The organism is Algoriphagus persicinus (assembly GCF_035156415.1).
Taxonomy (GTDB): domain Bacteria; phylum Bacteroidota; class Bacteroidia; order Cytophagales; family Cyclobacteriaceae; genus Algoriphagus; species Algoriphagus persicinus.
This window is the reverse complement of sequence record NZ_JAYEEY010000011.1, coordinates 34,275-46,302: the sequence shown is the minus strand read 5'-3', so window position 1 is coordinate 46,302 and position 12,028 is coordinate 34,275. Positions and strand designations below refer to the sequence as shown.

The 12,028-nt window shown below is 39.1% G+C and carries 13 protein-coding genes; 9 read left to right on the top strand and 4 right to left on the bottom strand.

The genetic code is table 11. The features are described 5' to 3' along the window. Positions 1–18: 18 nt before the first annotated feature. The gene (locus U3A58_RS10175) at positions 19–324 is read right to left on the bottom strand and encodes a hypothetical protein (RefSeq protein ID WP_323823315.1); all 306 of its coding nucleotides are present in this window, start codon (positions 322–324) and stop codon (positions 19–21) included. A 214-nt stretch (positions 325–538) separates the two neighbouring features. Between U3A58_RS10175 and U3A58_RS10170 the strand changes: the two genes are divergently transcribed. The 3 genes from U3A58_RS10170 to U3A58_RS10160 are packed head-to-tail and all read left to right on the top strand — an operon-like array spanning position 539 to position 2,219. Further along, on the top strand, positions 539–1,252 hold the full coding sequence (locus tag U3A58_RS10170) for a hypothetical protein (protein WP_323823314.1): 714 nt from the start codon (positions 539–541) through the stop codon (positions 1,250–1,252). Continuing rightward, a complete protein-coding gene (locus tag U3A58_RS10165) occupies positions 1,249–1,395 on the top strand; it encodes a hypothetical protein (protein ID WP_323823313.1) in 147 nt (48 codons plus the stop codon). The genes U3A58_RS10170 and U3A58_RS10165 overlap by 4 nt, the downstream gene beginning before the upstream one ends. Then, positions 1,392–2,219 (top strand): hypothetical protein, encoded by an 828-nt coding sequence (locus U3A58_RS10160; protein WP_323823312.1) that lies wholly within the window; start codon positions 1,392–1,394, stop codon positions 2,217–2,219. The genes U3A58_RS10165 and U3A58_RS10160 overlap by 4 nt, the downstream gene beginning before the upstream one ends. Before the next feature lie 280 nt (positions 2,220–2,499). Here U3A58_RS10160 and U3A58_RS10155 read toward each other — a convergent pair whose 3' ends face one another. Continuing rightward, positions 2,500–2,904 carry an XRE family transcriptional regulator gene (locus U3A58_RS10155; protein WP_323823311.1) on the bottom strand — a complete coding sequence of 135 codons (405 nt, stop codon included), beginning with the start codon at positions 2,902–2,904 and terminating at the stop codon, positions 2,500–2,502. A 343-nt stretch (positions 2,905–3,247) separates the two neighbouring features. Here U3A58_RS10155 and U3A58_RS10150 point away from each other — a divergent pair, with 343 nt between their 5' ends. The 4 genes from U3A58_RS10150 to U3A58_RS10135 all read left to right on the top strand — a co-directional run bounded on the left by U3A58_RS10150 (position 3,248) and on the right by U3A58_RS10135 (position 6,546). Continuing rightward, a complete protein-coding gene (locus U3A58_RS10150; protein WP_323823310.1) occupies positions 3,248–3,916 on the top strand; it encodes a hypothetical protein in 669 nt (222 codons plus the stop codon). Between the two features lie 16 nt (positions 3,917–3,932). After that, positions 3,933–4,556, top strand: a complete 624-nt coding sequence (locus tag U3A58_RS10145) for a hypothetical protein (protein WP_323823309.1) — start codon at positions 3,933–3,935, stop codon at positions 4,554–4,556. Next, on the top strand, positions 4,543–5,508 hold the full coding sequence (locus U3A58_RS10140) for a HEPN domain-containing protein (RefSeq protein WP_323823308.1): 966 nt from the start codon (positions 4,543–4,545) through the stop codon (positions 5,506–5,508). Before U3A58_RS10145 ends, U3A58_RS10140 begins: the two co-directional genes overlap by 14 nt. Before the next feature lie 567 nt (positions 5,509–6,075). Continuing rightward, entirely contained in the window at positions 6,076–6,546 is a 471-nt protein-coding gene (locus tag U3A58_RS10135; protein WP_323823307.1) for a JAB domain-containing protein, read from the top strand. A gap of 73 nt (positions 6,547–6,619) precedes the next feature. Here the strand turns inward: U3A58_RS10135 and U3A58_RS10130 are convergent, their stop codons facing one another. Continuing rightward, positions 6,620–7,186 (bottom strand): DUF6933 domain-containing protein, encoded by a 567-nt coding sequence (locus U3A58_RS10130; RefSeq protein WP_323823306.1) that lies wholly within the window; start codon positions 7,184–7,186, stop codon positions 6,620–6,622. Between the two features lie 825 nt (positions 7,187–8,011). Here U3A58_RS10130 and U3A58_RS10125 point away from each other — a divergent pair. Beyond that, positions 8,012–8,917: an ArdC family protein gene (locus U3A58_RS10125; RefSeq protein WP_323823305.1), complete on the top strand. Its 906-nt coding sequence runs from the start codon at positions 8,012–8,014 to the stop codon at positions 8,915–8,917. A 250-nt stretch (positions 8,918–9,167) separates the two neighbouring features. Here the strand turns inward: U3A58_RS10125 and U3A58_RS10120 are convergent, their stop codons facing one another. Beyond that, positions 9,168–9,368, bottom strand: coding sequence for a hypothetical protein (locus U3A58_RS10120; protein ID WP_323823304.1), 201 nt, complete (start codon positions 9,366–9,368; stop codon positions 9,168–9,170). Positions 9,369–9,678: 310 nt separating this feature from the next. On the opposite strand from U3A58_RS10120, the gene tnpC reads away from it, so the two are divergent. Next, the gene (gene tnpC / locus U3A58_RS10115) at positions 9,679–10,923 is read left to right on the top strand and encodes an IS66 family transposase (RefSeq protein WP_323823303.1); all 1,245 of its coding nucleotides are present in this window, start codon (positions 9,679–9,681) and stop codon (positions 10,921–10,923) included. Positions 10,924–12,028: the final 1,105 nt, after the last annotated feature.

Genomic DNA, 12,028 nt, shown 5'->3' with positions numbered 1-12,028 from the left:
TTCTTTTATTTGGGGCAGTTAAGGCTGGAATAACTGTTTTTGTTGCTTGCGATTCCTAAGATAATAAGGTTTCGCCTGAATGCCACCACGAATAATATAGAGTGAACTATAAAAAGTGGTAGTGATATCCATAATCCAGTAAAAGGTTCTCAAGTCCAGCCTGCAAAGTGGGACCCCAGTCCAAAAGCAATAGGCGTGGTAAACTAGGCTCCGATAGAAGCCTCCGTCCAGGTGGCATTCATCCGTGTACAGAATCTGGTTCATGTAGCTCAATGCGCTGCGATCTCCATCTGTGGGGCGGAAGCTGATCCCGTCTAAATCCATAAAATTGCTTTTCGATTTCAGTAAAACTGATAACTTTAGGAAAAGGAAAGATGATGGATTATACATCAAGCCAAAAATGGCATATAGAAAGGAAAGGCAGAATCCTCAATTTGGAAGGGAGTATGGAATATTGACGAATAATCAAAGCTTTTACACAGACGGATAGAATGATGAAAGAAATTAATAGGATGAGTTTTATTGAAGGTGGTAATGTATGAGTGATTTTTTTAAACGTTTTCTAATAGTTATAGCTATTCCTTTAGCCCTATTGGGAATTTCACCTATGCTCTTTCCAAGAATTCTAACCTTACTTCCACAATGCTTTAAGGATATAGAATATTTAAATTTTGTTGGGAATTACTCCATTGCAGCAGGATCATTTATTGGATTCATTTTACTAACTCTTGCTTATCTTCAGCAGGAAAAAAAACATCGTCAAGAAATTGAAGAAAATGATTTGAGAAAAAAAGAAGAATTGATAGAAAGAGTAATAAATTCTTTTGAAAATGTAAAAAGTAAAATTAAATACAGAGGATTTGTTGGTGAGCCTGGCATTATAGACTTCCATAAAAATGTTAAAGATTACTTAATTAAGCATAGTGGTGATTTAAATGAAAAATCAAAAGTAGTAGAATCACTTCAAAGTGCAGTGAAAGGAAGCACTTTTACAAAAGGAGGAGGGTTAAATCTTTACAGGAGAAGTTTAGACAAAGTAATAAAAAGCTTAACTGATTTTCCTTCAGCTGATCGTATTGCATATTTTGAGGAAGTCTTACTTGATGAAGAGAAGGCATTAATTTTTTATTTGTATAATTTCTATTTCCCAAAGAATCTAGAATTTGAGAGCCTTTTAAAAAATAAATTTTTAGAATCACTTGATCCAAATTTCTTAGCTCATCCAGATCATATAAATTGGTTAAAATCATGAAAATAATTAATTTGAATATAACAATTCCTTCTTTTCTCCATTCTGGCATCAGCCGCCTCGACCGCGACATCGACGCCCTAGTGTATGAGTTGTATGGATTGACTTTGGAAGAGATTAGTATAGTGGAGGGGGTTGAGGGATGAAAGCAAAAAGTAGTGAAATTGTTTTATTGAAGGAATTTAGAAATACGGAAAAGGAAATCCAAGATAACCTAAAAGAGATTCTTGCTGTAAGTTTAGAATCCATTATACCCTCCTTATCCACTTTTTTACTTGGTCAGCCTTTGTTTATACCTCCAATTACTGCAATATTAAATCCATTTATAAAAGGGTATGCTTCGAATAGGGATTTTAGAGAATTTGAAATGGTTGTTTCATTTATTGACTCAGCACACCCCAAAACCGAGGGTGAAAAGGAAAAGTTTACAAACAAAATAGAGGATGATCCTGAAATAATAAAGAAAACGATTTATTATGTTTCTCAACAGAATGACGTTTTTAAATCTAAATTAGTTGGTAATATATTTAAAGAATATATAAATAATGAAATCAATAAGGAGGAATTTATTTCAATTCTCTTAATTATCGATAAAATTGATTGGTTTGTAATTTTAAATTACTCAAACACTGTCGATACAATTTTAAAATCTGATGAGCATTTTAATTATTTTTATTCATCAGAAAAAGAAAAATCCTGGGAATGTTTAGATCTTAAATGGTCATCATTAAAAAGTGAACAATTTGGCAAAAGTAAAAATAAATTCTTGTCTGCTGGTCTATTAAATGAAGAGATTTTAATTCAGCCAATATCAAAAGTTATTGGAAATTATTCTGAAGAAGATCAGGTGAAAAGACTTAGGGGATCTTCTCAAAATGTTCAGGTGTTTTTCAATTTCACATATGAGGGTTCGCTTTTAATAAGATTTGGAGATATCAAGAACATTGATTCAAAGTATTCTTTCAGCTAATTTCCCCGTCTCGACCGCGAAATCGACGCCCTGGAGGAAAGATCAAAAAAAACATAAACCTCCGGCTCATAATAGCCTATAGTCTTCCAGATTTGAGGTTCCGGTGCCGCTTAGCGTAGACTGCATTTACACCATAATATTTTTTGGAATTTGTAATTCCATTTCCCTTAAGTTCAATACCATTCGGGTTGTCTTCCTCGTTCTGAATTCCTTTTTCCCTAGGTTGCACAAAGGGCTATTGAAAGGTGATAGAAAGACTTCTAGTTTGTGATTAATACATTTATTTACCCAACAACTTCTCCAACCTCGCCATCATCTCATCTTTCTCCTTCAACATCCGCTCATAAAGGGCGATTTTCTCTTCGTGAAGTTGAATCAATTTATCGATTGGATGAAATGTTGGATTATGGTTAATACCATTTAAAATAGAGCCATTGTCAAAAGTATTAGCAATAATATTTATTGCCTGCTCGTCATCAAAATTCTGAAAGGCTTCCACCGGAATTCGGAGAATCTCACCGACCTGACGCAGCAGTTCTTCTTCGACTTCTTCCTTTTGCTCAAGTAAGCTGATCTTCTTTTGGGACCATTCCTCTCCGAGTTCGTGGGCCAAGGCATCCTGCTTGATGCCCATCATCTCCCGGAATCGCTTGATATTTCTGCCGTGGTGGATTTTGTCGTTCATAGTCTGTAAGTACAATGGAAAAATAAGAATTTCTCCCGAAAGGGAATAAACTAAATTATTCCATTGGAAGGCATGATCCAAGGAAATATCAAATTTGCTCAGTCTTTTTTATCGGAAAAAGTTATTGATTGGGCTATAGCTAAGATGAACTCTTGAATCCCTTTATTCTCCATGCTGAGGTAGGAGGCAATTTATGGGATGGAGTCCTTTGCTATACATAGTAATTTGACATTCCCCCATCCCAGAATGATTTCTCACCCATCAACAGACTGTAGCTGAATATTTTATTCCCATTTTTCTTCTAATTTATCCCATTCAGGAATAGCCTATCCTGTTGAAAGTCATGAATTTGTCTCAACAACAAATAGCCAATGTCATGTATCATTACCTCAATACCTTTGAAGAAGAAAAAGTATGTGAAGACTTACTGGATTGTCACAGGGGATTGTATCGTTTTTTCTGCGATTATTGCGAGTTGAGCTTTTGGAAAAGTGACCTGTCAGCGATTTTCGAGCAGGTATTGCAGGATAAACCCAATTTTAAGGTTCTTAGTCCCAAATCGATTATAAACCAAGGTGGAGAATTTTTGCAGCTTATTTATATCGGATTTTACCTCTGCCAAAAGACTCAGTTTCCTCCCTGTCCAAATCCAAGCTGGAAAGATCTGATCCTTAAACATAGTAGGAAGCGGACACCTTCATTGGTAGAAAGAATCAGTTTATTACCACACTTCCTGAGTCCTAAGGAGATTCAAGATCCCTATTTATTTCTTAAGGAGTTTTACTATAGCCGACAATGTCCCGACTGGGCCAGGAGATGGAATCAACTGATTGAAGAGTCATTTAGTGGACTTACTTTTCTAGAACCCGAAGACGTAGAGGTATTTCAGGCTGATTTTAGGGATTTCCATAAGCTGATTGAGGCTACTTATTTGATCTATGTCCGTCATTTTGATGCTGAAAAACCGGACGGATATGATTCTTTTAGTTTGAGTTACCCTGTTGTGTTTTAACCAAACCGAGCATAGAATGGAAAATACTTTCAGAACGTTTCGAAAAAAATACCGCTGTCAATCACAGGGACAGGCATTTGAGGTGCTAGACGATATTTTTGGTGCTATAGCAGATCTTCCATATTGGGTCTCAAAGGTTTCGACCATTCAAAATTCAGTTTTTGATTCTCGATTTTCTTCTTACAAAATACTTCCTGATGCAGTTCATTACAATGGACAGGTATTTCTAAAGCTAATTAATGCAAGCACTTTATTGATTGATTTCCCAGCTATTGCAAAGGAGGAGCTAAAGTGGGCACACCTTATCGATGATTTGATTGAAAGCAGAAATTTAAATCAGGACAAACCTGATTCCTTCTACAGTTTACTTGAATATTTTCCAAGACATCTAAGCCCATCTCAGGTTTTGGATCCAAGCAGATTCCTAAGAAAATTTTTTAAACGGAAAAAACTGAAATCATGGATTCGTCGCTGGAATCACTTTCGTGAAACAGCTTTTTACTCCTTTTCTGTAACGGAGGGTGCTGAAGGGGAATATCATAAAGATTTCCAATACTTTCTCAAGCTCACTGAAGCCTGCTACCTGATCTACGTTCGATTCTCTCCCTCTCAAAATTCAACAAGCGATGCTACAATTTGAAACTGACCATGCTCCAGATGACTTATTCAACCTGTTTCCCAAAAATGAATTGCATGAATACCTCTGGGAAATGCTTCAGGGCTGGATGATTTTCCTTACCCAGCGGGAAAAGGATGATATGGATATTGCCACTCGGATGTATTTCTATGAGCTCTTGAGCCATCTGCTGAGCCATCAGTATCAAAAAAGGCAAAAAGAAAAAGAGCAACCAACTATCAGCAGAATGGATGCGCTTTGTTGCGCATTCATCGAACTGCTTCATCCATTGGCAGTCTATGAGCATGAAGTCGCTACCATCCACCATTGGTATTTGCTCCTGCCGCATCTCAGTCCCAATGAACATGACGAATTGGAGAAAGTGGTTGAGTTTCTGGCCTCAGCAAATGAAGGGCACCAAGTTCATTGTATCTCGGGTTCCTATCTGAAAAAAAGCCTGACTGAAGGGAATCCTTACTTATGGAAAGAAGTGTTTCCAAGTCAGGCAAAATATCTCTCTTCGAATTTTGAGGAATTGCCAACCTTAAGTCCCGAAGATCGGAAACAGATTTTCACCAAAGCTGCAGAAAGGCTTAAATCGGGGTTGGACAAAGCAAAGGAATTCCAATCACTCACTGAGCAGGCCAAACGAGAAATGGCTCCATTCCTACTTCACCAATCGGCAGAGATGGCCCTTAGGGCTATTTTGATGGCTTGGGAAAAGCTTGAAAAGAAAACCCATGAAATCAGGGTATTGCTACGTTTTGCATCCAAGTATAACCCCGAATTAGGATCAATTTTTTCTCCAGAGGAGGAAAAACTACTTAAGCTGCTGGACAAGTGTTATGCTAATTCCCGCTATCATGCTGGATTTAAAGTACCTGAAAAGCTTCTTCCCATCTTGGAGTGCAAGGTCAATTCGATAATTGATTTGGCTACCAGTGAGTATACAAAGTTGATTACGCTTGCAGGGTAAGCTTACCCAAATGCCTATCAGTCACATACCCAATACTGAACAAATACGAGGGCAATCGGGTGAATTAGAGTTTTGTAAGGCAGGAAGTGGAATAATCCCCGTTGCATAATGGTACGAAAACCGCAAAATCCGCACATTTTGTAGCGGAGAATCTAACCCTTGCTGTTCTTTTGAGCAAAATTTGTATGACATTTCAAGAACCGGAATATGATCGTTCGTTTATACGTAAAGAAGCATTTATATAAAAATATTAAAATGCATATGGTTTTAATTTCATAAGCTAAATCCACTGTTCCGCTCACTCCTTTCGTTCCTATCCTGCCCACATCCTTTCATTTATTCAGCTTCCAATTGGCATTGATCGCTCAAAAGCTTGGAGGTTTTAAGTAGTTTTTTATGCACCTAGAATTCCTCACAAAGTTAGTCCTTAGAGCTCTGGGCGACCGTGAGCTTCCGGCATAAAGCCGCTTGCTTCGCTGCGCTTTTTATTCCTTTTCCTTTCGGTCTTTGTCGCCCCAGGCCTGATGAAGCTTCATAATTCATTGTTCCACAAAAACGAAAAAGATTATGGAGACTTCCGAAAGAAAAATTGATTTGTTTGAAGTAGCTGAGATTAAGCTGAGCTATAGTACCAAAGTGAAAAACTCCTTACGTCCTAAGGTGAGTTCTTCCAGACAGGTGTATGAAGTATTTGCACAAGCTTGGGATACAGATCGGATTGAGTTTGTTGAGGATTTTAAAGTGATGCTGCTATCTAGGGCGAATAGAGTATTAGGTATAGTAACCATCAGTTCTGGAGGTACAGCTGGAACGGTAGTGGATGTAAAACTGGTCTATGCCGCTGCAATCAAGAGTAACTGCCACTCAATAATCCTGGCACATAACCATCCAAGTGGGAATCTTTTGCCATCTGAGCAGGATAAAAGATTAACCCAGCGAATTAAACAAGTAGGTAATATTCTGGATATTCCAGTACTGGATCATGTGATCATGACGGCAGAAGGGTATTATTCCTTTGCAGATGAAGGAGAGCTTTAGGGCTCTCTTTTTATTTCGTAATTGGGCTGGTTATTAGTTAGCACGTCCTATGGAAGATGCCGGAAATAATCCATCAATCTAACAGACTTGGATCAATGGGCTTTTCCTGATCTGAGACAAGATAGTTTTTTAAAATTTTTTCCATTTCCTTCCTCGGTTTGGTAATGTTGGTGTATTTGGAGACACCGTCCAGACTGAAGATACTGTCGTTTAGGTAGGCGTTAATTTGGGCTAGGCTCCGATAGAACGCTCCGTCCAGATGGCATTCAAGGGTGAACATAATCTGGTTCATGTATCCCAAGGCGCTACGATCCCCATCGGTGGAATGGAATCTGATCTCGTCCAAGAGCCAGTTGACTTGTTCTTGGGTTGAATTGATTCCATCGACCGTTAGCTGTAGATGAAGCTCTTGGCTGATTTTCTCACGAATGTTCGGCAGGTCTTTGGCTGTGATGTTTTCCAAGATCAGGGAATAATGGGTTTTTGGGTTGTAAAGCAGCCAATTTTTCATTCGGTTGACATAAAATACCGTAGCATTCCATTTTCCCAGAATTCCTGTGTTTTCCGTTTCTCCGATAGGGGTGATGTGCTTTTTGATTAATGTTTCCAGCTTTTTGCTGACATGGATAGACGTGGACATGGTAGATTGATTTGAAGCATAAAGATGGTGTTTTTAAGATTTTCCTTTTTCAGATTACTATCTATTTATTGGGGCTTTCTTAGGATCGGGCTATCCACTCCCAATCTTTTTTTTGAAAAAAGGATTTGCATTTCTATCCCTAAGCCATTTCCGCCGTTTCGCCCACTCCTTTCATTCCGATCCATTTGCACCATTTTTCAAATGACAGCTCTTTCCACTCCGATTACGAGAGGGCTTTCACTCCCCACGTCTACCGCTTTACTACACTTAGCCTTGTCCAAGATCCAGGCAAACCTAGGACTTGGAAAGTCCGATCCGTAAAGCCGTAGACCAGACCACCTTTAGGGGGGCAAGCCATTTTCAGATTTTCCTTCCGTACACAAGAGGATTTTAGTCCGTTTTGGTCGGTTGCCGATCCGTTCCATTTTTTTCCTCCGAAATGCCCTGGTATTTGAAGAGATGACACGACAAAGCAAAGGTTGAGTGCGAACCTGCAATGGTCAAAAGTGCGCTCCGCCCTGAGCTAAAAACAGGGTTTCCTACGGACTGCCACCCAGTTTTTAGCCCAGTCTTTTGCCCTATGCAGAACCGAACTCTATGGGTTGCATATCGGTCAGAACCTCAATACCAGTGGATAAAAAAAATGTCACTTCACGCCCACATATCGCCCTTCACTCCCAAAAATCTACCCCTTGTGTTCGGGGGAAATCTTGGGTCTAATGTCGGGTCGAACTTCCTAATATCCTTGGATATACTACAGGGAGAAAGGGTAACTGATCAAATGAGTGAGGTGTCATTTTTCAACACAATTAAATCTATACTACTATGAAAGCTTGGGAAAATTTCAACAAACTAGCAGAAACCGTAACTAACGAAATCATCGAAGGTATTCAAAACGAAAATCTTACATGGGAGAAAGTTTGGAATCCTAAAAACGAACCTAAAAATTATGCTTCAGATCGTCATTATTTGGGCTTCAATTCACTTTGGCTAGCTTGGGTGACTACCTCCAAAAAATTCAGTAGCCCTTATTTTCTAACCTTCAAACAAGCGAAGCAATTAGGCGGTAATGTCAAAAAGAACGAAAAGGGGACTAAGGTTGTATTCTGGAAGATTTCCAAATTTGTCAAAGGAAAGGAGAAAAACGAAGAAGGGGAGAAAGAGGATGTATTTGGAAGGAAGTTTACTCCGTTTATCTGGACGGTTTTTAATATCGATCAAATAGAAGGAATCGATTTTTCTATCAAGGAAACGGAGGAAAGAGTTTTTTCTCCAATCGAAACTTGCGAGGCCATTATTTCAGGTTACACTGATTGCCCAAATATCGTTCACCAGGGCGACGAAGCTTATTACAGCCCAATTAATGATTATATCAATATGCCCGATAAAGAAGCCTTCCAAGGAGATGAGCAATTTTATTCTGTTCTTTTTCATGAAATTATCCATAGCACAGGGCATGCAAGCAGATTGGGCAGATTTTCAGAAAGACCTGCTTTGGTTGGATACAAATCTGCAGAATATTCTAAGGAAGAATTAGTTGCGGAAATGGGAGCCAGTTTTTTAAATGCTTATGCTGGGATCAAGGAAGCCAATTTTAAAAATTCGTTGGCCTACCTCAAAGGATGGCTTAAGCCTCTAAAGGATGATCCAAAAATGCTGATCTATGCATCACAAAAAGCTCACCAAGCAGCCAATTATATTCTTGGAATCAAATCAAAAGGGGAGGAGTAATCCCCTTTTTCTATGGTTGTTGTTTATTAATAACTTAACAATACTTAGTCCAAACCGTTTGATCCAATATGCTGGAACCACTACTGATTGTTATCCTATTTCTTGGTATTGGATTTATACTTTCCTTGATCCAAGACGCACACATAAAAAGGCCCTTTCTTTCCAGAATGGGCTTTACATTGGTTAGCGTTGGTTCGTTTTGTTTTTTTCTTTTGGGATCTTTCGCGTCTTTAAAATTTCTTTTTGGATTCTAAAGCTTATCTAGGATTTCCCTGATAAGTTGTTCTTTGTCAATTTCCTTTTTTCTTTTTGACCGGAGGCTCAGAATATAAATGATCCATATTCCCCAAGCGACAGCAAAAAGAGGAAAAGGATTTTCTGCCCCTAATGCTCCGATCATCGCAATGAAGCTGATGAAAACTGTCCCTAAAAATTTTATTACTGACCACATAATCAGTTGCTTTTGATTAGAATGCAGTATACTAATTTTTGATTTTAATTCAAAGCATAAATGTGTAAAAATATAAATATGTATTTATTTAAAAACCTGTAACTACTCAGGTTGTTATTTTATTAACTCTTGGTCAGGTTTTTTCTTCGTTACCTGCCCTTGAGTTGGATCTGGCTAGGTTTAGTTCGGCGTTTTGTGAAAACAGGTTTTAACCTGAATTATCCACAATTTTTTGAGGGTAAATAAAGTATAAAAGATTGGTTTTTATTGAATTGAGCATCAATATTAGCCAAAACATTCCAACAGGACAGTGGACAAGAGGGATAAGCAGATTCAGGATTTGGTCAACATGAATCTCCGGCTGATGGAGCGGATCAATTTTTTGGAGAGCCGTGTAATGCAACTGGAGAAAGAGCTTGCCAGGTATCGGACTCCCAAGAACAGCAACAACAGTTCGATTCCCCCATCCAAAGATGAGAACCGGCCCAAAAAGACGCAAAGTCTCCGGGAGAACTCGGGCAAAAAGCCAGGCGGACAGCCCGGACATGAAGGCCATACGCTAGAGTTCAGATCAGTTCCTGATGTAATCACCGACCACATCCCGGGGTTCTGCAGTTGCTGTGGTGATGATCTTTCCATGATTGCTGCCGAGCTTTCCTCAAAGAGACAGGTCATCGATCTTCCTGTGATCCGCCCGGTGTGTACCGAACACCGGAGTTACCACAAAATTTGCCGCTGTGGCACCAAAAACAAAGCGGCTTATCCCGGTCATGTCAATGCACCTGTGCAATACGGCAGCGGGGTGGAGACTTTGGTAGGCTACCTGCACGGCAGACAGTACCTTCCCTATAACAGACTGAAAGAACTGCTTAAAGATTGCTACCACATTGATCTGAGCCAAGGGAGCATTGATAACATCATCCGCAGGTTTGCCCTCAAAGCAGCCCCGGTCTATCAGCAGTTAAAAAATGCGGTGTCAGCCAGTGCGGTAATCGGCTGCGATGAGACCGGGGCAAAAGTAAGCGGAAACAAACACTGGGTCTGGACTTACCAAACCGAAGAATACACGCTGTTGGCCATGTCCGAATCACGTGGGCTTAAAGCCATAACAAGCCACTTTGAGTCCGGGTTTGGAAAAGCGATCCTGTGTCATGATGCCTGGAGAACCTACTTCCACTATTCAGGAAATCTGCACCAGCTCTGCTGTGCACATCTTCTTAGAGAACTCAATTACGTAGTGGAAAGACACAAATCCACTTGGGCTGACCAGACCCGCTCTTTGCTCAGGGAAGCCATCACCCTGAAAAAAAAGCTGGGGAAAAACACTTCACCGGAACAGAAATTAAGCATAACAGCTTTGGAAGAGCGGATGGACAGGCTACTGGAAATCCCCCTTGACCCCAACCACAAAGAAGCAGTCACCTTACAGAAAAGACTCAAAAAATACAGGGATTCCCTTCTTACATTTTTGCATTACCATAAAGTACCCCCAGACAACAATGCCTCGGAAAGAGCTGTAAGAAACATCAAGGTAAAACAGAAAATCTCAGGGTAATTCAAGTCCAGTCAGGGAGCTGATGACTTCTGTGTAATCCGTTCCATCATTGATACCCTGATAAAGCGTTCCCAGAACGTATTGGAAAACCTCGCTCATATCGCTAGGTTAGTACCTGAGTAGTTACAAAAACCTTAATTTGTGATTAAGGTTTTTTTAATGGAGGCTTCTTGTATTCCGTCGCATGGGAAAGTGAATTACGGAGACAAAAAGATGAAAAGGGGAGATGGTTGATGAGGTATAAATGGCAAACCAATTCAATTGCTAATTGCTTCAGCAACATTTTGATCTCCTATAACTAATTCCAATACCTGGTCGTTGTCGTGTGAGCCAAGAAAAACGCTAGGAAATAAAATATAGAAAATGTCTTAACAGCAAAAAGAAAAATGATAGCATTAAGATTCGTACCATTCGTAAGCATCGTACCCCTCGTACCGTACGAAAAATGCGAGCCTTCAATTCCAAATGATTCAAATGAATTTTAATTTCAGGACCGAACTTCTCCTGATTTTTCAAGGTTCAGTTTTTAAAGTGCGTTGCTGAAATCTGAGACGTTTTTGGCTCTTAACATCAAAAAGAAAAAAATATCATTCAAAATCCAAATCGCTTATACGACTCTTAAAGCTTGTTTTTGGCTAATTATGTAAGTCTTAAATTTGAAACGATTCAAATAAATTTTAAATATTTCAGTCAAAACAAACCTGTCCCCTTTTTTGTCCCCCTTTTTATATAGGTTACTGTAAATCAGAAGTAATTTGTAGTCCTGTTCCCGCTACTAAACAATTAGTTGACCTTTTTAAGGTCAACTTTTTGTGTTTTATACCCTCTCATGTGCGTTTTGTCAATTCCAATCGATTCCATTTGATTCAATTTGTCCCCAAATCAGTCCAACTATTTGTCCTCTTTTTTTGATTTTAGAGGATGGTTAACTCCTGAATAAAGAAAGCCTTGAATCATCTTCTCTAGTACCGGAGGATTGATTCGCTTTAAATACTTTTGCTGTTTGACACTATTGATCCATTCTTTGATAAAACAATGTGGTTTTATCATTTTAAAATTTCTTTGACAAAGTCACCAAAGTTTTTCTTTTTGAAACAGATTAAAG